Raw genomic sequence first — 22261 nt, forward strand, 5'->3', positions numbered from 1 at the left:
GCGCGGCCTAGCCCTGCTCGCGCACGATTTCGACCAGCCGCTGCCCGTAGCGGCCCAGCTTGCTGCCGCCGATGCCGCCGACCCGTCCCAGCGCGTCGAGGCTGGTCGGGCGCTGCTCGGCGATGTTGCGCAGGGTGCTGTCGTGGAAGATGACGAAGGCCGGCACGTTCTGCTCGCGCGCCAGCTCGGCGCGCAGCCCGCGCAGCGCGTTGAACAGCGCCAGGTCTTCCGGCTGCACCGCCACGCCGGTGCGCGGGGTGCTGCTGCGGTCGCGCTCGCCGCGCGTGGCGGCCGGTTCGCGGCGCATCATCACCTGGCGGCGGCCCTTGAGCACGTCGCGGCTGGCATCGGTCAGGCGCAGGCCGCCATGCGCCTCCGGGTCCACTTCCAGCAGGCTGGCGGCGACCAGCTGCCGGAACACGCCGCGCCAGTTGCGCGAATCCAGGTCCTTGCCGATGCCGAAGGTGCTGAGCTTGTCGTGGCCCAGCTGGCGTATGCGCTCGCTGTCGCTGCCGCGCAGGATGTCGATCAGGTGGCCGACGCCGAAGCGCTGGCCGCTGCGGTAGACGCAGCTCAGCGCCTTCTGCGCGGCGACAGTGGCGTCCCAGGCCGCCGGCGGGGTCAGGCAGTTGTCGCAATTGCCGCAGGGCTGCGGGTAGGTTTCGCCGAAGCCGGCCAGCAGCACCTGGCGGCGGCACTGCATGGATTCGCAGTAGCCGAGCAGGTGGTCGAGCTTGGCGCGCTCCAGGTGCTTGCGTTCGGCACCGGCCTCGCCCTGTTCGATCATCTGCTTGAGCAGCACCACGTCGCCCAGCCCGTAGCACAGCCACGCTTCGGCCGGCTCGCCGTCGCGGCCGGCACGTCCGGTTTCCTGGTAGTAGCCCTCCATCGACTTGGGCAGGTCGGTGTGCGCGACGAAGCGCACGTCCGGCTTGTCGATGCCCATGCCGAAGGCGATGGTGGCGCACATCACGATGCCGTCCTCGCGCAGGAAGCGGCGCTGGTTGGCCGCGCGCACCTCGGCGGGCAGGCCGGCGTGGTAGGGCAGGGCGTCCAGGCCTTCGCCGCGCAGCATGTCGGCGGTTTCCTCGACCTTGCGCCGCGACATGCAGTAGACGATGCCGGCTTCGCCGCGGTGGCCGCGCAGGAAGTCCAGCAGCTGGCGTCTGGCGTTGTCCTTCTGCACCACCGTGTAGCGGATGTTGGGGCGGTCGAAGGAGCTGATGAAGTGCTCGGCCTGCGCCAGGTCCAGGCGCTCGGCGATTTCGCGCTGGGTCGGCGGGTCGGCGGTGGCGGTCAGGGCGATGCGCGGGATCTGCGGCCAGCGCTCGTGCAGCACCGTCAGCTGCCGGTATTCGGGGCGGAAATCGTGGCCCCACTGCGACACGCAATGCGCCTCGTCGATCGCGAACAGGGCGATGTGGCTGCGTTCGAGCAGCGACAGGAAGCGGCCGGTCAACAGCCGCTCGGGCGCGACGTAGAGCAGGTCGAGCTGGCCGGCCAGCAGGTCGCGCTCGACGCGGCCCGCGGTCTCGGCATCCAGCGTCGAATTGAGGAATTCGGCGCGCACGCCGAGCTGGCGCAGGGCTTCCACCTGGTCCTGCATCAGCGCGATCAGGGGCGAAACCACGATGCCGCAGCCTTCGCGCAGCAGTGCCGGCACCTGGTAGCACAGCGACTTGCCGCCGCCGGTGGGCATCAGCACCAGCGCATCGTTGCCGGCGGTGACGTGTTCGACGATGGCCTGCTGGTTGCCGCGGAAGGCGTCATGGCCGAAGACGCGCTTCAGCAGTTCATGGGCGGGGGAAGACATGCCGCCTAGGATAACTGCCCGGTCAAGCCTGGCTGTCCGCCTGCGGCCTGCGGACGGGTCGGGAAACCCGGAGTCGGGTCCGCCTTTCCAGATGGGCCAGGGGACAGCGGGCCTTATCCGGCGTTCCGGGAAGGACCGGGAACCACGGTCATTCCGATCTGCCCGGCCTGCTGCGCGGCGGCCAGGTCGCGCGCCAATGCCGCCGGATCCAGCGCTTCCTGCCGCGCGGCGATGCACAGCGCGCGGTTGCGGCCCGATGCCTTGGCCCGGTACAGCGCCAGGTCGGCCAGCTGGATCAGCGCATCGATGTCGGTGCTGCCGGCGAATGGCGCGCTGATCGCGCCGATGGAGGCGGTCAGGGTGATGTCCTTGTCCGGCAGGGCGATGGCGGGCGCGCCGATGGTGCGCAGCAGGCGGTCGGCCAGCGCGGGCAGGGCGGTGGCCTGGAGGCCGGGCAGCAGGAGCAGGAATTCCTCGCCGCCCCAGCGCACCACCGAATCCTGTTCGCGCAGCAGGGCGCGCAGGCGCTGGGCGACCTCCACCAATACCTTGTCGCCGGCCGGATGCCCGTGGTTGTCGTTGACCTGTTTGAAGAAGTCGATGTCCAGCAGCATCAGCCCCAGCGACGGCGGGGCGCCGGGCGCGCAGGCGTCGACGGCGCGGGCGTATCCGGCCAGCAGGGCATGGCCATGGCGGCGGTTGAATACCCGGGTCAGCGGATCGTGGGTCGACTGTTCGGCCAGGTCGGCCACGTCCCGGGACAGGCGCAGGTTGGCGCGCCGGCTGCGGCGCAGCCATTGCACCAGCACCACCGCCAGCAGGACCAGCGCCAGCGAGAACGCCGCCCACAGCTGCCGGCGAAGCGCCTGCGCGGCAAGTTCGGCTTCCTTCAGGCGGTTGGCGGCGGCGAGCCGTTCGATTTCCCGCTGGCGGCTTTCCGAAGCGTATTTCTCCTGCAGGTCCAGCACGGCTTTTTCGCGCGCCTGACGGGTGATTTCCTGTTGCAGGGTCTCGACGCGGCGCAGGGCGAGGAAGGCATTGCGGTAGTCCCCGGCATGCTCGTGGATGTTGACCAGTTCCTGCAGCATGCCGATATGGTCGGTCCTGGCGCCGATCCGTTCGGTCAGGGCGATGGCCTCGGTGGCGTCGGCGACGCCCGCCTCGATCTGCCCCAGCCCGGCCTTGGATGCGCCGCGATTGACCAGCGCATAGGCCAGGGTCAGCGGATCGTCGATGCGCCCGGCCAGTTCCACGGCCTGTTCGGAATAGTCCAGCGCCCTGCGGTAGTCGCGCTGGTTGAGCCAGTAATCGGCCAGGTTGGAAACGGCGGTGCTCTGGATGATGGCCAGCCCGTCGTCGCCGCGGGTGAGGGCCAGGACGTCGCCGAGCAGCTGCAGCTGGAGGTCGCGGCGGCCGCTGCGCAGGTGGGCGAAGCCCATGTTGAGCTTGGCCTCGGCCACCGCCTGGGTGAAGCCCAACCGCGCGGCGCGGGCATGGGTGGCCTTGCTGATCTCGATGGTGCGCCGGTAATCGCCCAGGTAGACGTTGAGCACCGCCAGCAGGTTCTGCGCCATGAGCCGGTCCGCTTCGTGGCGGCCGGACAGCTCATCGGCAAGCAGGGCTTCCCGGATGCCCATGTCCAGCCGGCTCTGCAACTGGTACTGGCGCGCGCGCAGGTAATGCAGCTGCTGCCGCTGCAGGGAGCTGAGCTCTTCCCGCCGGGAATCGATGCGGTCCAGCATGGCCTGCGCGCGGTCGGCATCGCGCTGGGTCAGCGCCCAGCGGGCCTGGATCAGATGCTGGTCGACCGCGCAGGCACGGCACTGCTCGTCGCGGGCCATCTTCTCCAGTGCGGCGCTGGCCTGCTGCGCCAGGGCGGCCATCGCAGGACGGCGCTCCTGCGCTGCGTAGCGGCCGATGGCCGCCTGGTAGAGGTGGCGCTGCGCCAGCGGCGCGTCGTCGGCAGGGCTGTCCTCGACGGCCTGCAGGCGGGCGACGGCAGCCAACGGCGAGGAGTAGCCCCGTGCCAGCAGGCTGTCGATGACCGTGTCCAAGCGTTCCCCATGCGCCAGCGACGGGGAACAGAACAGTGCGGCCAGCAGGAGGAAGGACGAGCGCCGGTTCATCCGGGCAGTATCGGCCGGAATCGGCAAAGAGTTGAATCGGGGGAGTGTCCAGTCCCGAGGGCAGGGAATGCCGCTGTCGCCCCGTGCCTTGCGCCACGCACCGCCTCGAAGTGGACATACGGACGGCGGAATCCGGCAGCCGGACGAGCAGACCCGGGGTTTCGCTCGCGGAGCCATGGAAATCCCGGAGCGGACACCCCGCGGTTCACCTGACGATGAGGCGCGCCAGCGTCCCATGCCGTACGCAGGATGCGTCCGGAGCAGGGCCCCCTTGCGTCAAGGGGGCGCGCCGAAGGCGGGGGCATCCGGCAGGCAGATGAAGCAGGGTCCAGGGTTCCATTTCATGGAACCCTGGAAAACCCGCACGGTTTACTGCAGCAGCGAGCGCAGCATCCAGGCGTATTTCTCATGGGTCTGCAGGCGCTGGGTCAGCAGGTCCTCGCTGGGGGCGTCGCCGGCCTTTTCCGCCTGTTCCAGCACCCTGCGCGCGGTCCGGCACACCGCCTCGTTGCCCTGCACCAGCTGGCGCACCATTTCGCGCCAGTCGGCGCTGTCGGTCAGGCCCGGTTCCTCGGCGATCGAGGTCAACGCCACGAACTCGCGGTACGAGCCGGGAGCGTTGAAGCCCAGGGCGCGGATGCGTTCGGCGATCTCGTCCAGCGCCGTCCACTGCTCGGTGTACTGCGTTTCGAACATGGTGTGCAGCGAATTGAACATCGACCCGGTGACATTCCAGTGGAAGTTGTGGGTCTTCAGGTACAACGTGTAGGCGTCGGCGAGGAAGCGGGACAGGCCGTCGGCGACCTTCTTGCGATCGGCATCCTTGATCCCGATATCGATGCCCGGCGCCGACGGTGCGGAGGCTGCCAGCTTCTTCTTGCCGGCTTCGGGTTTGCTGCTGCTCTTGGCCTTGGCCATGACGCTTTCTCCTTGGCGGGTTGAATGGCTTCACAATAGTCCCATCGGGACCCTACCGGTATTTCAAGTTTTCTCGTTGAACGATTGATGAGCGCTATCGAAAAGGATACTGCCGCGCGCCTGCGCGACGCCCGCAAGAACATCGACGGGGCGATGAGCCGCGACCGTGGGCGCCTGCTCGGGCTGTGGTCGCGCTGGCAGGGCAGGCCGGCCGACGCCGCCGCCGAGGCGGCGTTCCGGCAACTGCTGGAACCATCGTGCGACCGGCGCCGGCAGCGCGCGGCGCGACAGGTCGCCATCAGCATGGACGAGGCGTTGCCGATCACGCGTGAAGCCGGGCGCATCACCGCCCTGATCCGCGACCACCAGGTGGTGGTGATCGCCGGCGAGACCGGTTCGGGCAAGACCACGCAGCTGCCCAAGCTGTGCCTGGCCGCCGGGCGCGGCGAGGCCGGCATGATCGGCTGCACCCAGCCGCGGCGCATCGCCGCGCGCGCGGTGGCCACGCGCGTGGCCGAGGAACTGGGGACCGAACTGGGTTCGGTGGTCGGCTACCAGGTGCGCTTCACCGACAAGGTGGGCGAGGACAGCCGCATCAAGTTCATGACCGACGGCATCCTGCTGGCCGAGATCGCCTCGGACCGCTGGCTGTCGCGCTACGACACGCTGATCATCGACGAGGCGCACGAACGCAGCCTCAACATCGATTTCCTGCTCGGCTACCTCAAGCAGCTGCTGCGCAAGCGCCCGGACCTGAAACTGGTGGTGACCTCGGCCACCATCGACACCGAGCGCTTCTCCCGCCATTTCGACGATGCGCCGGTGGTCAGCGTCGAGGGCCGCACGTATCCGGTGGACGTGCGCTACCGCCCGCTCGACGACCTGCGGCCGGCGCCGGCCGCCGAAGCGAAGGGGCGCGGACGTGGCGACGACACCGGGTCGGATCCGATGTCGGTCAACGACGCCATCGTCGCCGCGGTCGATGAGATCACCCGTGCCGATCCACGCGGCGACGTGCTGGTGTTCCTGCCCGGCGAGCGCGAGATCCGCGATGCGCATCAATCGCTGGAGCGGCGCAAGTACCGCGAGACCGAGGTGCTGCCGCTGTATGCGCGGCTCTCGGCCAAGGACCAGGACCGGGTGTTCAACCCCGGCCCGAAGCGGCGCATCGTGCTGACCACCAACGTCGCCGAGACCTCGCTGACGGTGCCGCGCATCCGCTACGTGGTCGATCCCGGCCTTGCGCGCGTCAAGCGCTACAGCCCGCGGCAGAAGCTCGACCGGCTGCATATCGAGCCGGTGTCGCAGGCCAGCGCCAACCAGCGCAAGGGTCGTTGCGGACGCATCGCCGAGGGCGTGTGCTACCGCCTGTACGCCGAGGCCGATTTCCAGTCGCGCCCGGAATTCACCGATCCGGAGATCCGCCGATCCTCGCTGGCCGGGGTGATCCTGCGGATGCTGCAGCTCGGCCTGGGCAGGATCGAGGATTTTCCGTTCCTGGAACCGCCGGACGAACGCGTGGTGGCCGACGGCTGGCAGCAGCTGGCCGAGCTGGGCGCGATCGACGGCGAGCGCAAGCTCACCGCCATCGGCCGGCAGATGGCGCGCTTGCCGGTGGACGTGAAGCTGGCGCGCATGCTGGTGGCCGCGCAGAAGGCCGGCTGCCTGCACGAGATGCTGGTGATCGCCTCCTTCCTCGGCATCCAGGACCCGCGCGAGCGGCCGCCGGAAGCGCGCGAAGCGGCGGACAACGCCCACGCCGCCTTCGCCGACCCGCGCTCGGAGTTCCTCGGCATCCTGCGCCTGTGGGAGGGCTACCGGGTCGCGCACGAAGACCTGACGCAGTCGAAGCTGCGCGACTGGTGCGGCCGCCATTTCCTCGGCTTCCTGCGCATGCGCGAATGGCGCGAGCTGCACCGGCAGCTGCGCCTGCTGTGCGAGGAGTTGGACTGGGACAGCGGCAGCGACGGCGCCTTCGGCAAGGCACTGCTGGCCGCGCCGGCCGCGCTGCCGGCCGGCGGCGACGGCGAAGCGAAGCGCAAGGCCACGCGCGGCGAGCTGCACAAGGCGGCGCGACTGGCGCGCGAAGGCGCCAAGCCGGAGGCGGCGCCGGCTTCCTCCAGCGCAGGCGCAGCCGCCCAGGCGGGCCGGGGGAAACCCGGCTCCGACGCCGCTTCCATTCCCGAGAAGGTCCGCGTCGCCGCCTACCAGGCGCTGCACCGCGCGATCCTCGCCGGCCTGCCGACGCAGATCGGCCACCGCACCGACAAGGGCGATTTCCAGGCGCCGCGCCAGCGCCGTTTCCATCTCTTCCCCGGTTCGGCGCTGTCGAAAAAGCCGCCGCCGTGGGTGCTCAGCGCGACCCTGCTCGACACCCAGCGCGTGTGGGGCCTGACCAACGCCGCCATCGAGCCGGACTGGGCGATCGCCGAACTGCCGCACCTGCTGGCCCGCAAGCATTTCGACCCGCACTGGTCGCGCGCGCAGGGGCAGGTGCTGGCGGCCGAGCAGATCAGCCTGTTCGGGCTGGTGCTGGCGCCGCGCAAGCCGGTGCACTACGGCCGCATCGCGCCGGGCGAAGCGCACGACATTTTCGTGCGGCAGGCGCTGGTCACCGGCGAGATAAATACCCGCGCCGGCTTCGTCGCCGACAACCTCAAGGTGCTGGAGCAGGCGCGCGAGGAAGAAGCCAAGCTGCGCCGCGCCGGCATCGTCGCCGACGAGGACTGGCAGGCGCGCTGGTACCTGGACCGCGTGCCGGCGCAGATCCATTCGGCCAGCGGACTGGACGCGTGGTGGAAGGCGCTGCCGGCCGAGCAGCACCGCGCACTGCGCTGGTCGCTGGCCGACCTGCTGCCGGGCGAGGGCAGCGAACAGGAGCGCTATCCAAAGTACTTCGCGCTGGGCGACGCGCGGCTGGCGATGCATTACCGCTTCGAGCCCGGCGCGCAGGACGACGGCGTCACCCTGGACGTGCCGCTGCACCTGCTCAACGCGCTGGACCCGGCGCGGCTGTCGTGGCTGGCGCCGGGCTTCGTCGCCGACAAGGCGGCGGCGCTGATCCGCAGCCTGCCCAAGGCGATGCGCCGCAACTACGTGCCGGCGCCGGATTTCGGCCGCGCCTTCCTCGAGGCCTGGCCGCAGCCCTCGGCCGACGACATCCGCGGCGAGCTGGCGCGGTTCCTGTCCAAGGCCACGGGCGCGGTGGTGGCGGCCACCGATTTCGACGAGACGGCGCTGGAGCCGCACCTGCGCATGAACCTGCGCGTGGCCGACGGCGGCGGCAGGCTGCTGGCGATGTCGCGCGACCTTGATGCGCTGCGTGCGCGCTTCGGCGAGCGCGCCGGCCAGGCGTTCGCGGCGCGCGCGGGCAAGGCGCTGGCGGCCGAGGGGCTGCGCGAATTCCCGGCGACGGCCATCCCCGAACAGGTGCCGGGCGAAGCAGGCGTGCCGGCGTATCCGGCGCTGGTCGATACCGGTGACGCTGCAGCGCTGCGCATCTTCGCCGACCGCAACGAAGCACGGCTGGCGCATCCGCGCGGCGTGCGGCGCCTGCTGGAGATCGCCCTGGCCGACAAGGTCAAGCAGGCCCGCAAGCAGTTGCCGGTATCGCCCAAGACCGGGCTGCTGTATGCGGCCATCGAGTCGCAGGAGCGGCTGCGTGGCGACCTGGTGGATGCGGCCATGAACGCGGTGCTGGCCGATGGACTGGGCGAGATCCGTTCGCCCGACGCGTTCGAACTGCGCCGTGCCGACGCCGGCAAGCGCCTGTTCGGCGAGGCGATGGAGCGGCTGCGGTTGGCCGAGAGCATCCTTGGCCTGGCCGGCGAGCTCAAGCCGCTGCTGGAAGCGCCGTTGATGGGCTGGGCACGCGGCAATCTCGACGACATGGAACGGCAGCTGGCCTCGCTGATCCATGCCGGCTTCCTGCGCGAAACGCCGGCCGATGCGCTGGCGCAGTTCCCGCGCTACCTCAAGGCGATGATCCTGCGCACCGAACGCGCCAAGCGCGATCCGCCGCGCGACCAGGCGCGCATGCTGGAACTCAAGCCCTTCGTCGATGCGCTGGAGGAAGCGAAGATCCAGGGGCACGCCAGCCGGCCGGAGTGGTCGGCGCTGCGCTGGGACATCGAGGAACTGCGCGTATCGCTGTTCGCGCAGGAACTGGGTTTCCGTTCCGGCATCTCGCCCAAGAAACTGGCGCAGCGGGTCGCCGCCCTGCGCGGCTGATCGGTTCGTGGGGAATCAGGGCGTCGCCGCGCGGTATTGCTCGACGCAGCGCCGGCGCGCGGCGTTGACCTGCTCGTGGGCGTACGCATGCTCGCGGCTGATCGCCCGACGCAGGTTGGCCATGCGTGCCTGCAGGGCGTCGCTGCGCTGCGCGTCGGTCGCGTTGCCGAACTGCTCGTTGAGCATCGTCATCTGCTGCTGGTAGGTCGCCACGCGGTCATTGGACGGGCCATAGATCGACGCGGTCGCGTTGGCGATGCACTCGCGCTCGGCGCTGCGGTCCAGCGCCGCGGCGGGCGCCGGCGCTGCATCGCTCTCGCGCAGCGGAGACGACTCCTGCGGGGCCGATTCCACCATCGGCGGCGGCGACGCGGCAGGGCGCTCGTCGCGCAGTTTCATCGGCTGCGCGCTGGCGTCGCAGGGGTGCTCGGAATAAGCGGTCTCCCCGGACTTTCCCTTGCACTTGTAGACCTGGGCCGAAGCGCTGTCCGGCAGCAGGAACAGCAGCGTGAGCAACACGATGACGGGCATGGCGGGCATGGCGGACCGGGGCGGAATGCGGACGGAGTGCGGGCGCCGCGGCGGGCGGCGGTCGTGGGGCCCGCCGTGGCGGGCACGGGGCGTCGGGGGCTACTTGGTGCGGCGGACCTTGGCGCGGGTGTTGAGCCCTTCGATCTGCAGGTACCACACGCCCATCAGGCCGGGAGTGATCTTCACCCTGGGCGTCTGCTTGCGCACGCCGGCGACGCTGGCGCCATCGGTCTGCTCCCATACCTGGCCGTTGTCCAGGGTGTACTGGCGGCCCTTGGCGAAGCCGCTGAATTCACCGGCCAGGGTGGCCTCGATCGGCTCGCTGGAGCCGAAGTCGAAGAAGCCGCGATTCTTCACGATCACTTCCTGGCGGCCTTCCTCGCGCGCCTGCTCGACCGCGCTGGTGGTGGCTTCCCGCACCTTGCCCTGCAACCAGGCGTTGAGCGCGGCCAGTTCGTCGGTGGAGAGCTTGTCCAGGCCGGCGGCCTTGAATTCGGCGGCGGACATCTGCTGCTGCAGGTCGCCTTCGACCACGCGCTGCGCCTGGGCGGCGAAGGCCGGGGTGAGGAGCAGGGCGGCGCTGAGCAGGAGGGAAAGGCGGGACGGCTGCATGGGCGATTGTTCCCGTGGACGGTTGGGCGCTAGTGTAGGGGCATCCGCCTGCGATCGACCGCTGTGAACCGTTCTTCCCTCTCCGGCCTGGATGCCCTGCTGCAACGCCCGTCCTGCGGTGCGCTCTCCGATACCCTGCGGCAGGCCCTGCTCGCCGCCTGGCAGCAGCCCGATACCGACCTGCAGCCGCGGCTGCCGTGGCCGGTGCTGGCCGACACCCTGGATTCGCTGGCGCTGCTGTCCGCTGACGAGGCGGTGATCGTCGCCGCGCTGCTGTTCGACCTGCCGGGCCTGCGCGCGCGGCAGCCGGAACTGCCGCTGGGCAACGCGGCGACCGCGGTGCGCGGCCTGCTGGACGGCCAGGACGCCGCCGACCAGGTATGGGCGCTGCACGCCGGCCGCGACGCCGGCCGCAACAGCGAGGGCCTGCGCCGCCTGCTGCTGTCCATCGTCCACGACCTGCGCGTGGTGCCGGTGCTGCTGGCGCGGCAGCTGGCCTGCATGCGCGCGGCCGACCGCCTGTCCGAGGACGAGCGCCGCGCACTGGCGCAGTTGACCCGCGACATCCATGCGCCGCTGGCCAACCGCCTGGGCATCTGGCAGCTGAAGTGGGAGCTGGAGGACCTGGCGTTCCGCTTCCTCGAACCGGACACCTACCGCCACATCGCGCGCGAGGTCGACGAGACCCGGCTGGCGCGCGAGCGCTACGTCGAGGCGGTCAAGCGCCGCCTGTCCGCGGCGCTGGACGAGAACGGCATCCGCGCCGAGGTCAGCGGCCGGCCCAAGCACATCTACAGCATCTGGCGGAAGATGCAGAAGAAGAAGCTGGCCTTCGACCAGCTCTACGACCTGCGCGCGGTGCGGGTGATGGTGGACGACATCGGCGCCTGTTACGCCACCCTGGGCGTGGTGCATGCGCTGTGGACGCCGATCCCCAGCGAGTTCGACGACTACATCGCCCGGCCCAAGGCCAACGACTACCGCTCGCTGCACACGGCGGTGATCGGCCCGGAGGGGCGCACGATCGAAGTGCAGATCCGCACCCATGAAATGCATGCGCAGGCCGAACTGGGCGTGGCCGCGCACTGGAAGTACAAGGAAGGCGGCAAGGGCGCGGAGAAGGCCTTCGACCGCAAGATCACCTGGATGCGGCAGCTGCTGGAGCAGGCGCAGGACGCGGCCCATCCCGAGGACCTGGCCGGCGCGCTGGACGCCGAGCTGATCGAGGACCGGGTCTACGCGCTCAGCCCCAAGGGCGAGGTGATGGACCTGCCGGCCGGCGCCACGCCGCTGGATTTCGCCTACCACGTGCACACCATGGTCGGGCACCGCTGCCGCGGCGCCAAGGTCAACGGCCGCATCGTGCCGCTGACCTACCGCCTGCGCAGCGGCGACCGCGTCGAGATCATGACCGCAAGGGAGGCCGACCCGCGCCGCGACTGGCTGCTGCCGGCCAACGGCTTCCTCGCCAGCAGCCGCTCGCGCGAGAAGGTGCGTACCTGGTTCCACAAGCTGGACCGCGCGCGCAACGTACAGGCTGGGCGCGAGCTGCTGGAGCGCGAGCTCAAGCGGCTGGGGCTGCAGCAGGCCGACCTGATGGTGGCGGCGAAGCGTTTCCATGCCGACGGCATCGACGACCTGTACATCCAGGTCGCGCTCGGCGACACCGGGCCCAGCCAGGTCAGCCGCGCGCTGCTGGAGGCCGAGAAGGAGAAGAGCCAGCCGGCGCCGGCGACACCGCCGCTGCCGCGGCCGACCGCGCGCCGCGAGGGCATCGGCCGCTCCGATTTCACCGTGCAGGGCGTGGGCAACCTGCTGGTGCAGCTGGCGCGCTGCTGCCAGCCGGTGGCCGGCGAACCCATCGCCGGCTATCTCACCCGTACCCGCGGCGTCACCGTGCACCGCGCCGACTGTCCGGCGCTGGCGCGGCTGTCGGCCGCGCATCCCGAGCGCGTGTTGCCGGTGGAGTGGGGGCGCGCGGGTTCGGGTTACGAGGTGGACGTGATGGTCCGCGCGATGGACCGGCGCTGGCTGTTGAAGGACATCACCAACCTGATTGCGCAGGAAGACGCCTACGTGCTCGACATCAACAGCGACCCGCTGCGCGACAGCGGCCGCATGCAGCTGCGCCTGCGGCTGAAGGTGAGCGACTACGGCCAGCTGTCCACGCTGCTGGGAAAACTCGACGCCTTGCCGGGCGTGGACGAAGCGCGGCGCATGGGCTGAAGCCCGGCAGCAACGCATCGCGGCATGACGGGCTGCTAGGCTGGCCGCATGCACAACCGGCGTCTCCCCCTTCCACGATGGCTGTCGCTGTTCGCCGGCCGCCTGCGCCTGTATGGGCGCTGGTGGGTGGCGCGCGGCTGGGACAGTCCGCGCGCCTGGCGTTCGATCGCCATCGTGGTCGCGGTGCTGGCGCTGCTGTTGGCCCTGTTCCGGCAGCCGCTGGCGAACCTGCTGTGGCCGGAGACGAAGATCCAGCAGTTGCTGGACGATGGGCAGCGGGCATTGCGCCAGGGGCGCCTGACCGCGGCCGATGGCAGCGGCGCGCGCGAACTGTTCGACGCGGCGGCGGCGCTGGACCCGGATCGTGGCGACGTGCGCGATGCCCTGGCCGATACCGGGCGCAAGGCGCTGGAGCAGGCGCGGCAGCAGTTGGAGGCTGGCAACGTGCCCGCCGCGCGTACGGCGCTGGAACTGGCGCGGCAGCTGCAGGTACCGCAGGCGCAGCTGGACGCCATCGCCTCGCGCCTGCATCGCCAGGCGCAGGAGCCGGACAGCGTCGACGACCTGCTGCGGCGCGCCGAGGCGGCGCAGGCTCGGGGCCGGCTGGACGATGGCGCGGACAGCGCGTTGCCGCTGTACCAACGGGTACTGGCGGTGCGGCCCGAACATCTGCAGGCGCTGCAGGGGCGCGACGACGCCCTGTCCGACCTGCTGGCCGCCTCCATGGCCGCGGCGCAGCGGAACGAGACGGAGGCGGCTGCGCGCCTGCTGCACCGGGTGGAAAGCTATGACGCCGGCCACGCCGAACTGCCTGCCGCCCGCGCCGCGCTGAACATGGCCCTGGACCGCCGCCGCGGCCAGGCCGCGCGCGATCTGGCGCGCGGGCGCCTGCGCCAGGCCGCGGAGGGATACGCGCAGGTGCTGGCGGTGGGGGACGATCCGGCGGCACGCCAGGGGCTGCAGCGGGTCGCGCGGGCGTGGGCCGGCGAAGCCGCGCGGCTGGCCGGTGATTTCCACTTCGAACAGGCCGGGCAGGCGCTGGAACAGGCGCGCGCGCTGGCGCCGGACATTCCCGAGGTCGCGGCCGCCGCGCAGGCGCTGCAGCGCGCGCAGGGCGCGCGGCAGGCGCTGGAAACCCGGATGCCGGCAGCCGAGCGCGAGCGCAGGCTGCATGCGCTGCTTGCGCAGGTGGAAAGCGCCGCGGCGCAGGGGCAATGGCTGCTGCCGCCGGGCGCCAGCGCCTACGACCGCTTCAAGGCCGCGCAGGCGCTTGCGCCCCGCGACGCACGGGTGAAGCAGGCCGGCGCCCGCATCCTGCCAGCCGCGCGCCACTGCCTGGACGGCAACCTGCAGGGCAACCGCCTGCAGGCCGCGCGGACCTGCCTGGACGCCTGGCAGGCGCTGGCGCCGGGCGATCCGCTGCTGCCGGCCGCGCGGCGCCGGCTGGCGCAGCGCTGGCTGGCGGTCGGCAGCGAACGGCTGGGCGCTGGCGACGTCGCCTTCGCCAGCCGCGCGCTGGAACAGGCGCGCGAACTCGATGCGGCGACTCCGGAGCTGCCGGCATTCGCCGAGCGGCTGGGCAATGCGAAGCGCTAGGAGCGCGGTGGACGGGAAACCGTAACCAGCACGGGCGGCAGTCGTGCGCTGCGACCTTCGCTGGTTTTACGCCTCGGCGCGGCTGCCCCTGCAAACGCTTGGCCGCGCACCCGCACGGCACCCATTCCTCGGCCGGGCAATGCGAAACGTCAGCGATGCGGCTGCCAGGAACCAGGGAGGGCAGGAAGCCATACGGCAGCGGCTGTCGCCTCTGCTGGCTTCCAGCCCCTATTCACTGCGTTCCGGCTCCAGAAACACCCGCGCCACGGTCGCGCGCGCGGCGTCCATCGAGAAGTGATGGGCGATGTTGCGCAGGCCGTTGGCCGACAGCCGCCGCCACAGGCCCTCATCGTCGTGCAGCCGCACCACCGCATCGGCGAAGGCTTCGGCGCTGTCGGCGACCAGTACGTCCTGGCCGTCGCGCAGGTGCATGCCTTCTGCCGCGCAGTGCGTGCCCACCACCGGCTGGCCGTGGGCCATGCTCAGGTTGATCTTGCCCTTGACCCCGGCGCCGAAGCGCAGCGGCGCCACCGCGATGCGGCCGCCGGCCATCCACGGCACCACGTCGGGCACGTAGCCGTGCACCTGCACGCCGGGCTGCGTGGCCGCCAGCGCCTGCAGGCTGTCGGGCACGTCGGCGCCGATGCAGTGGAAGCGGACCTGCGGCAGGCGTTGCCGGATCAGCGGGAACACCTCGCCGATGAACCACTGCATCGCATCCAGGTTCGGCGGATGGCGGAAGCCGCCGACGAACACCAGGTCGTGCCGCTGCGCCCAGTCCAGCCCCTGTCCGGCGACCTCGTGCAGGTTGGACAGCAGCTCCACCCGCACCTGCGGCGCGTCGATGGCCAACTGCTCCTTCTCCGCCGCGCTGACCAGCAGGGTGACATCGGTCGCGGCCATCACCGCCAGTTCGCTGGCGCGGGTGCGCTCGGCGCTGCGCGCCAGGCGCGGATCGCCGGCCAGCTCGGCGCCGCGGCGTTCGCGCAGATAGTGCAGGTCCACCGTGTCGAACACGGTGCGCGCCTGCGGTGCATCGCGCCGCAGCAGCGGCAGGCACTCGTGGGCGACGTGGTGGCGCACCAGCATCGCCACCTGGAAGCGGCGGCCGTGCGCGCGCAGCCATGCGCCCACGCTCTTCATCCACGGCGCGTGCCACACCTCCACGCCCAGCGCCTGCAGCGCTTCGGTGGCCGCGCCGCCGTGTTCGCCGCGGGTCGGCAGGAACACCACGTGCGCGCCACCGGCCAGCAGCATGCGGATCAGGTTGAACTGGCGCAGCGAGGCCGAGTCGCGGTCCGGGCGCGGCACCGCTTCGTCGATGATCAGCACCTGCCGCTGGCCACGGTGCAGCAGCGCGGGACCGGGCACGCTGCCGGCCGGCAGCTGCCGCGCCAGCGCGGTACGCCACTTGTCGGCGAACACCGACTGATTGCGGACCTGCCAGGCCTTGATGCCGCTGCCGGTATCGGTGCCGTTGCTGGTGCCCTCGTCGTGCACGACGCGGCTGGCCGGCTGCACCAGCACGCGGCGGCCGGCGGCGCGTACCTTGAACGCCAGGTCGGTGTCCTCGTAGTAGGCCGGCGCATAGCGCGTGTCCAGCCCGCCGAGTTCCTCGAACAGGGCGCGGGGAAGAGCCAGCGCCGCGCCGGAGCAGTAATCGGTGTCGCGCAGGCTGGCGTAGCACGGGTCCTCGGCCGATTCGAAGCGGCCATAGCTCCAGCAGCTGCCGTCGTCGAACACGATGCCGCCCGACTCCTGCAGGCGGCCGTCCGGGTACAGCAGCTGGGCGCCGACCAGGCCGGCCTCCGGGACCTGCGCGAAGGTGTCCAGCAGGGCGTCCAGCCAGCCCGGCTGCGGCACGGTGTCGTTGTTCAGCAGCACCGCGTACTGGCCGCGCGCCAGCCGCAGGCCGTCGTTGCAGGCGGCGATGAAGCCGCCGTTCTCCGCGCGGCGGTGGTAGCGCAGGCCTTCGACCTGTGCCATCCAGTCGCCGGTCTCGTCGCCGCTGCCGTCGTCGATCACCAGGATCTCGCAGGCCGCCGCCGGCGGATGCGCACTCAGCGCGCGCAGGCAGGCCAGCGTATGCCGGGCATGGTTGTAGACCGGGATGATGATGCTCGCCACCGGTTCATCGCTGGCGGGAACGGCGAAGGGTGCGAACGGGGTGTCCGCTGGTACGAACAGCGGTTCGCGCCGGGGTGGCGGTTGCCGCCGCAGGTGCACGCCGACGCGCTGCAGGGTCGCGCGCCAGCCGCGGGTGTGCAGGCTGGCCAAGCCGCGGCGGATCAGGCCGACGATGCGGGCGAGGTGGTAACGCGCATCGGCGGGGGACATCGACATTCGGTTGCAACTCCAGCTTAAGCAGGTGGGGGCCGGCAACCGTGCCGCGGCACGAGGCTGCGTTAGACTCGCCTGAACCTACATTCTCGCATCCCCGTGCCGCGACGCTACGATTCCGACGAACTGGACGACGATTCCGACGATCCCGGCATGCCCTGGCGCAGCCGGCTGATCACCTGGGGCCTGGCGGCTGCGGCCCTCGGCCTGGGCTTCCTGGTTCCCTACACGCTGTACCTGAACTCCCAGGTGACCCAGCGCTTCGGCGAACTGCGCTGGCAGATCCCGACCCGCGTCTACGCGCGGCCTCTGGTGCTGGCGCCGGGGCTGGCGATGGACGCCAATACGCTCAAGACCGAACTGGCGGCCTCGGCCTACCGCGACGACGGCGTCGGCCGGAGCCCGGGCACCTACCGCCTGCAGGACGGCCGTTTCACCATTTCCAGCCGCGGCTATGTCGACGTGGACGGGCGGGTGGCGCCGCGCCAGGTCGAGGCGGTCGTCTCCGGCGGGCAGGTGGCGTCGCTGCGCGACGGTGCCGAACGCAAGGCGCTGAAGGCCGCGCGGCTGGATCCGGCGCGCATCGCCACGCTGTACGGGCAGAAGCAGGAGGAGCGGCGGCTGGTGCGCATCGCCGAAACCCCGGAACTGCTGGTCACCGGCCTGCAGGCGGTGGAGGACAAGGATTTCAACAGCCACCACGGCATCGACCTGAGCGGCATCGCGCGCGCGGTCTGGGTGACGGTACGCTCCGGCGGCAAGGTCCGGCAGGGCGCCAGCACGCTGACCCAGCAGCTGGCGCGCAGCGGCCTGCTCGGCATCGGCAAGGAACAGACCGTCACCCGCAAGTTCAATGAAGTGCTGTACGCGCTGATCATGGAAGCGCGCTACGACAAGCCGGTGATCCTGGAGGCCTACCTCAACCAGGTCTACCTCGGGCAGCGCGGCAGCCAGGCCATCCATGGCGTGGCCTCGGGCGCCGAGTTCTGGTTCGGGCGCGACCTCAATACGCTGACCACCGAACAGGTGGCGCTGCTGATCGGGCTGGTGAAGGGGCCGTCCTATTACGACCCGCGGCGCAATCCCGAGCGCGCGCTGGACCGGCGCGATTTCGTGCTCGGCAAGCTGCACGAGAACGGGCTGATCGACGAGGCCGAATACCAGCGTGCGCTGAAGGCGCCGCTGGGCGTGCCGAAGGTGCCGGGGCTGGTCGCGGCCAACCGTTTTCCCGCCTACATCGACCTGGTGCGCCGCCAGCTCGGCCACGACTATCCGGAAAGCACCCTGCAGGGCGCCGGCCTGAACGTCTTCACCGGCATGTCGCCTTCGGCCCAGGCCTATGCCGAGGGCGCGGTGGCGCATACCGTCAAGTCGCTGGAGAGCAAGCGCCGGCCGGAGCTGCAGGCCGGCATGGTGCTGACCGACGTGCACAACGGCGACGTGCTGGCGGTGGTCGGCAGCCGCGACGTGGCCGAACCGGGCTTCAACCGCGCCATCGATGCGCAGCGTCCGGTCGGCTCGCTGCTCAAGCCGTTCGTCTACCTGCTGGCGCTGGCGCAGCCGGACCGCTGGTCGCTGGCCTCGTGGGTCGAGGACACCCCGGTCACGGTGCAGCTCAGCCGCGGGCGCAACTGGACCCCGGGCAACGCCGACAACCGCAGCCATGGCACGGTGCGCCTGATCGACGCGCTGGCCCGTTCCTACAACCAGGCCACGGTGCGGGTCGGCATGCAGGTCGGGCCGGAGCGGGTGACCCAGCTGATCCATGTGCTGGCCGGGCTCAAGGCCGAGGCCAATCCGGCGGTGATCCTGGGCTCGACCGACCAGAGCCCCTACGGCATGGCGCAGCTGTACCAGTTCCTGGCCTCCGGCGGCGAAATCCAGCCGCTGCACGCGGTGCGCGGCGTGGTCGATGCCCAGGGCAAGCTGCTCAAGCGCTACGACAAGACCCCGGCGCCGGCGCAGGAGGGCGATTCCATCGCCGCCAACCTGATCAGCGTGGCGCTTCAGCAGGTGGTGGCCAGCGGCACCGCGGCCGGGCTCAATGCCGATGGCCTGGGGCGGCTGCAGCCGGCCGGCAAGACCGGCACCACCAACGACGGCCGCGACAGCTGGTACGCCGGCTATACCGGCGACCACCTGGCGGTGATCTGGATGGGCAACGACCAGAACGAGCAGGCCGGCCTGTACGGCGCGACGGCTTCGATGCGGGTGTGGGCGGGCATCTTCCGCAACCTGCCGAGCCGGCCGCTGCGCGTGAGCAGCAAGGGCCTGGACTGGCAGTACGTGGCCGCCGAGGGCAACAGCAGCACCGACGAAGGCTGTCCCGGTGCGCGCCGCTTCCCGTTCGTCGCCGGTTTCGCCCCGGGTTACGTGCCCTGCGCGCCGCAAGCGGCGCCGGAAGAAGAAGCGCAGGAAGGCGGCGGCTGGCGCAGCTGGTTCGGGCTGGACCGCAAGGAACCGGCGCCGGCGTCCAGCACGCCTTCAGACGCGCCTGCGCGATAATGCCGGCATGAACAGCATGCTTCCGATCCACCGCGCACTGGCCGTCCTGGCCGTTTCCCTCGCCCTTGCCGCCTGCACCAGCACGCCGCCCCCGCCGCCGCCGGTGGTCGATACGACCACGCCCGCGCAGCGCATGGCCGCGGTGCTTACCGCCGCCGGTGCCGACGACAAGGAAGTGTCGGTGCAGCCGGTGCGCGATCCGCAGGTGGACGACCTGCGCGAGATCGCCGGCGAGCGCCGCGATGCCGGCGACCTGGCCGGTGCCGCCGATGCGCTGAACCAGGCGCTGCTGCTGGTCGAGGACGACCCGGGCATCCTGCAGGAGCGCGCCGAGATCGCGCTGCTGCAGGGCGACTGGAGCCGCGCCGAGACGCTGGCGCGCAAGGCGGTCTCGCTGGGTTCGCGTACCGGCCCGCTGTGCCGCCGCCATTGGGCCACCATCGAGCAGGCGCACCTGGCCCGCGCCGAGAAGGAAAACGCCGCCTCGGCGCATGCGCAGATCGAAGGCTGCACGGTGCCCGGGATCAAGCGGTATTGAGGGCAGGCCCGTCCCCGCCTTTTTCCACGGATTCCGATGTCGCTAGCAACCGCCAGCCGTGAAGCCCTCAGCGAGGGCGGGGCGCTCGCGCGGCAACTGGACGCCTTCACCCCGCGTGCGGCGCAGCTGCGGCTGGCCGAGGCCATCGCCGACGCGTTCCAGCAGCGCGACGTATTGCTTGCCGAGGCCGGTACCGGCACCGGCAAGACCTTCGCCTACCTTGTGCCGGCGCTGCTGTCCGGGCTGAAGACCATCGTCAGCACCGGTACCCGCGCGCTGCAGGACCAGCTCTATCACCGCGACCTGCCGCGCGTGCGCGCCGCGCTCGGCGTCGGCCACCGCAGCGCGCTGCTCAAGGGCCGCGCCAACTACCTGTGCCGCTACCGGCTGGACCAGGCGCGCGGCGAGCCGCGTTTCGCCTCGCCCGAACAGGCGGCGCAGTTCCAGCGCATCGTCGCCTGGGCCGGCCGCACGAAACATGGCGACGTGGCCGAACTGGACGGGCTGGCCGACGACTCGCCGCTGCTGCCGATGGTCACCTCCACCGTCGACAATTGCCTGGGCAGCGATTGCCCGTTCTGGGGCGACTGCTGCGTGGTGCAGGCGCGGCAACGCGCGCAGGAGGCCGACCTGGTCGTGGTCAACCACCACCTGCTGCTGGCCGACCTGGCGCTCAAGCAGGAAGGCTTCGGCGAAATCCTGCCGGGCGCGCAGGCGTTCGTGATCGACGAGGCGCACCAGCTGCCGGAACTGGCGGCCAATTTCTTCGGCGAGGGCTTCGGCATGCGCCCGTGGCAGGAGCTGGCGCGCGACTGCCTGGCCGAATGCCGCGGCGTGGCCGGCGCGCAACCGGCACTGCAGCAGCCGGTAGCTACGCTGGAAATGGCGCTGCGGCAACTGCGCGCGGCGATGGAACAGCTGCCGCCGCGCGGCACGCAATGGCGCGCGCTGGCGGTGCCGGACGTGGCCGAAGGATTCGACGTGCTGGCCGCGGCGCTGGCGCAGCTGCGCGATGCGCTGGCCGGCGTGCGCGAGACCTCGCCGGGCCTGGATGCCTGCCACGCGCGCGCCTGCGAAGGCGTGGCGCGGCTGGCGCGCTGGCTGGGCGAGGACGCGCCGCTGCCTGATTTCGAGAGCGATGACGCCAGCGCGGCCGGCGACGGCAACGACGTGCTCTGGTACGAGCTGACCCCGCGCGGTTTCCGCTGCCAGCGCACGCCGCTGGACGTTTCCGGGCCGCTGCGCGAACACCGCCAGCGCTCGCTGGCCGCCTGGGTGTTCACCTCGGCCACGCTCACGGTCGATGGCGCCTTCGACCATCTGGCCGCGCGCCTGGGCCTGGACGATCCGGACACGCTGGTCCAGCCCAGCCCGTTCGACTGGCCGGTGCAGGCGCTGTGCTACCTGCCGAAGCAGCTGCCCGATCCGGCCGCGCGCGGTTTCGGCGCCGCGCTGATCGCCACCCTGCGGCCGGTGCTGGAAGCCTCGCAGGGCCGCGCCTTCCTGCTGTTCGCCTCGCACCGCGCGCTGCGCGAGGCCGCCGACGCGCTGCGCGGCGGGCCGTGGCCGCTGTTCGTGCAGGGCGAGGCGCCGCGCGCCAGCCTGCTGCAGCGGTTCCGCGATTCGGGCAATGGCGTGCTGCTCGGCTCGGCCAGTTTCCGCGAAGGCGTGGACGTGGCCGGCGACGCGCTGAGCGTGGTGGTGATCGACAAGCTGCCCTTCGCCGCGCCGGACGATCCGGTGTACGAGGCACGGCTGGACGCGATCCGCCGCGAGGGCGGCAACCCGTTCCGCGACGAACAGCTGCCGCAGGCGGTGATCGCGCTCAAGCAGGGCGTGGGCCGGCTGATCCGCAGCGAGACCGACCGCGGCGTGCTGGTGCTGTGCGACCCGCGCCTGCTCAGCCGCGGCTACGGGCGCGTGTTCCTGGATTCGCTGCCGCCGTTCCGCCGCACCCGCGAGCTGGCCGATGTGCAGGCGTTCTTTGCGCGACAATGGCAGCCCGATGCCGACGCGCCGGCCGTGGAAACCGCCATGCCGTCCTCTCCCGACCCCGATGTGACCCCATGAAGCTGCTCGCCCTGGAAACCGCCACCGAAGCCTGTTCCGTCGCCCTGCATGTCGATGGGCAGGTGCTGGAACGCTTCGAGATCGCGCCGCGCCGGCATGCGGAACTGACGCTGCCGTGGGCGGAGCAACTGCTGGCCGAAGCCGGCATCGCCCGCGCGCAGCTGGACGCCATCGCCCTGGGGCGCGGCCCCGGCGCCTTCACCGGCGTGCGCCTGGCCATCGCCATCGCCCAGGGCATCGCGCTGGCGCTGGATCGGCCGCTGCTGCCGGTGTCGACCCTGCAGGTGCTGGCGATGCGGGCGCCGGACGACGCCACGCACGTGCTGGCCTGCATCGACGCGCGCATGGGCGAGGTCTACGCCGCGCGCTGCGTGCGCGGTGCCGATGGCGTTATGCAGGGGCAGGGCGCCGAAGCGGTGATCGCACCGGACGCGCTGCAGCTGCCCGAGGACGGCAGCTGCTGGGCGGGCGTGGGCACCGGTTTCGGCGCAGCCGACGGCCTGCTCGCCACGCGCCTGCAGGCCCGCTTGTCGTCGCTCGACGCGCAGGCGCTGCCGCGCGCATCGGACGTGCTGAAGATCGCCGTACCGGCCTTCGCCCGCGGCGAGGGCATCGCCCCGGAGCTTGTGCAGCCGGCCTACCTGCGCGACAACGTCGCGCTCACCCTGATCGAACAGCAGGCGCTGCGCGCCTCGCGTTGAGGCAATGCGTTGGCGGAAACGCCCGTGCATTCGCAGGGGCGTCCTTCAGTGCGCG

The 22261-nt window shown here is 71.3% G+C and carries 13 protein-coding genes; 7 read left to right on the plus strand and 6 right to left on the minus strand.

What is annotated here, in order from left to right; genetic code table 11:
* Window positions 1–7: 7 nt before the first annotated feature.
* The 3 genes from recQ to ABB22_RS00790 form a co-directional block, all read right to left on the minus strand.
* On the minus strand, window positions 8–1813 hold the full coding sequence (recQ, locus tag ABB22_RS00780) for a DNA helicase RecQ (RefSeq protein ID WP_057504987.1): 1806 nt from the start codon (window positions 1811–1813) through the stop codon (window positions 8–10).
* A gap of 113 nt (window positions 1814–1926) precedes the next feature.
* On the minus strand, window positions 1927–3939 hold the full coding sequence (locus ABB22_RS00785; protein WP_057504988.1) for a GGDEF domain-containing protein: 2013 nt from the start codon (window positions 3937–3939) through the stop codon (window positions 1927–1929).
* A 369-nt stretch (window positions 3940–4308) separates the two neighbouring features.
* Window positions 4309–4857 (minus strand): Dps family protein, encoded by a 549-nt coding sequence (locus tag ABB22_RS00790; protein ID WP_055768018.1) that lies wholly within the window; start codon window positions 4855–4857, stop codon window positions 4309–4311.
* An 87-nt stretch (window positions 4858–4944) separates the two neighbouring features.
* On the opposite strand from ABB22_RS00790, the gene hrpA reads away from it, so the two are divergent.
* Window positions 4945–9087: an ATP-dependent RNA helicase HrpA gene (gene hrpA, locus ABB22_RS00795; RefSeq protein ID WP_057504989.1), complete on the plus strand. Its 4143-nt coding sequence runs from the start codon at window positions 4945–4947 to the stop codon at window positions 9085–9087.
* Window positions 9088–9102: 15 nt separating this feature from the next.
* Here hrpA and ABB22_RS00800 read toward each other — a convergent pair whose 3' ends face one another.
* Entirely contained in the window at window positions 9103–9627 is a 525-nt protein-coding gene (locus tag ABB22_RS00800; protein ID WP_057504990.1) for a DUF4124 domain-containing protein, read from the minus strand.
* A gap of 90 nt (window positions 9628–9717) precedes the next feature.
* A complete protein-coding gene (locus ABB22_RS00805; protein ID WP_057504991.1) occupies window positions 9718–10230 on the minus strand; it encodes a hypothetical protein in 513 nt (170 codons plus the stop codon).
* 63 nt (window positions 10231–10293) lie between these two features.
* Here ABB22_RS00805 and ABB22_RS00810 point away from each other — a divergent pair, with 63 nt between their 5' ends.
* Together ABB22_RS00810 and ABB22_RS00815 are read left to right on the plus strand one after the other, a co-directional pair.
* A complete protein-coding gene (locus ABB22_RS00810) occupies window positions 10294–12456 on the plus strand; it encodes a RelA/SpoT family protein (protein ID WP_057504992.1) in 2163 nt (720 codons plus the stop codon).
* Between the two features lie 48 nt (window positions 12457–12504).
* Window positions 12505–14052, plus strand: coding sequence for a hypothetical protein (locus ABB22_RS00815; protein WP_082592129.1), 1548 nt, complete (start codon window positions 12505–12507; stop codon window positions 14050–14052).
* 228 nt (window positions 14053–14280) lie between these two features.
* Here ABB22_RS00815 and ABB22_RS00820 read toward each other — a convergent pair whose 3' ends face one another.
* Window positions 14281–16395, minus strand: a complete 2115-nt coding sequence (locus tag ABB22_RS00820; protein ID WP_055768034.1) for a glycosyltransferase — start codon at window positions 16393–16395, stop codon at window positions 14281–14283.
* 96 nt (window positions 16396–16491) lie between these two features.
* Between ABB22_RS00820 and mrcB the strand changes: the two genes are divergently transcribed.
* The 4 genes from mrcB to tsaB are packed head-to-tail and all read left to right on the plus strand — an operon-like array spanning window position 16492 to window position 22206.
* Window positions 16492–18897, plus strand: coding sequence for a penicillin-binding protein 1B (gene mrcB, locus ABB22_RS00825; protein WP_055768036.1), 2406 nt, complete (start codon window positions 16492–16494; stop codon window positions 18895–18897).
* 16 nt (window positions 18898–18913) lie between these two features.
* On the plus strand, window positions 18914–19435 hold the full coding sequence (locus ABB22_RS00830) for a hypothetical protein (RefSeq protein ID WP_055768516.1): 522 nt from the start codon (window positions 18914–18916) through the stop codon (window positions 19433–19435).
* A 36-nt stretch (window positions 19436–19471) separates the two neighbouring features.
* Window positions 19472–21505, plus strand: a complete 2034-nt coding sequence (gene yoaA, locus ABB22_RS00835; protein WP_055768039.1) for a DNA repair helicase YoaA — start codon at window positions 19472–19474, stop codon at window positions 21503–21505.
* On the plus strand, window positions 21502–22206 hold the full coding sequence (gene tsaB / locus ABB22_RS00840; RefSeq protein ID WP_055768041.1) for a tRNA (adenosine(37)-N6)-threonylcarbamoyltransferase complex dimerization subunit type 1 TsaB: 705 nt from the start codon (window positions 21502–21504) through the stop codon (window positions 22204–22206). The genes yoaA and tsaB overlap by 4 nt, the downstream gene beginning before the upstream one ends.
* Window positions 22207–22261: the final 55 nt, after the last annotated feature.

Origin of the sequence: Stenotrophomonas nitritireducens (genome assembly GCF_001431425.1) — a bacterium.
Taxonomy (GTDB): domain Bacteria; phylum Pseudomonadota; class Gammaproteobacteria; order Xanthomonadales; family Xanthomonadaceae; genus Stenotrophomonas; species Stenotrophomonas nitritireducens.

What these genes read in the sequence shown, in the direction of transcription:
- recQ (WP_057504987.1), bottom strand. Translation starts at nt 1,813, where the DNA reads ATGTCTTCCCCCGCCCATGAACTGCTGAAGCGCGTCTTCGGCCATGAC.
- ABB22_RS00785 (WP_057504988.1), bottom strand. Translation starts at nt 3,939, where the DNA reads ATGAACCGGCGCTCGTCCTTCCTCCTGCTGGCCGCACTGTTCTGTTCC.
- ABB22_RS00790 (WP_055768018.1), bottom strand. Translation starts at nt 4,857, where the DNA reads ATGGCCAAGGCCAAGAGCAGCAGCAAACCCGAAGCCGGCAAGAAGAAG.
- hrpA (WP_057504989.1), top strand. Translation starts at nt 4,945, where the DNA reads ATGAGCGCTATCGAAAAGGATACTGCCGCGCGCCTGCGCGACGCCCGC.
- ABB22_RS00800 (WP_057504990.1), bottom strand. Translation starts at nt 9,627, where the DNA reads ATGCCCGCCATGCCCGTCATCGTGTTGCTCACGCTGCTGTTCCTGCTG.
- ABB22_RS00805 (WP_057504991.1), bottom strand. Translation starts at nt 10,230, where the DNA reads ATGCAGCCGTCCCGCCTTTCCCTCCTGCTCAGCGCCGCCCTGCTCCTC.
- ABB22_RS00815 (WP_082592129.1), top strand. Translation starts at nt 12,505, where the DNA reads ATGCACAACCGGCGTCTCCCCCTTCCACGATGGCTGTCGCTGTTCGCC.
- ABB22_RS00820 (WP_055768034.1), bottom strand. Translation starts at nt 16,395, where the DNA reads ATGTCGATGTCCCCCGCCGATGCGCGTTACCACCTCGCCCGCATCGTC.
- ABB22_RS00830 (WP_055768516.1), top strand. Translation starts at nt 18,914, where the DNA reads ATGCTTCCGATCCACCGCGCACTGGCCGTCCTGGCCGTTTCCCTCGCC.
- yoaA (WP_055768039.1), top strand. Translation starts at nt 19,472, where the DNA reads ATGTCGCTAGCAACCGCCAGCCGTGAAGCCCTCAGCGAGGGCGGGGCG.
- tsaB (WP_055768041.1), top strand. Translation starts at nt 21,502, where the DNA reads ATGAAGCTGCTCGCCCTGGAAACCGCCACCGAAGCCTGTTCCGTCGCC.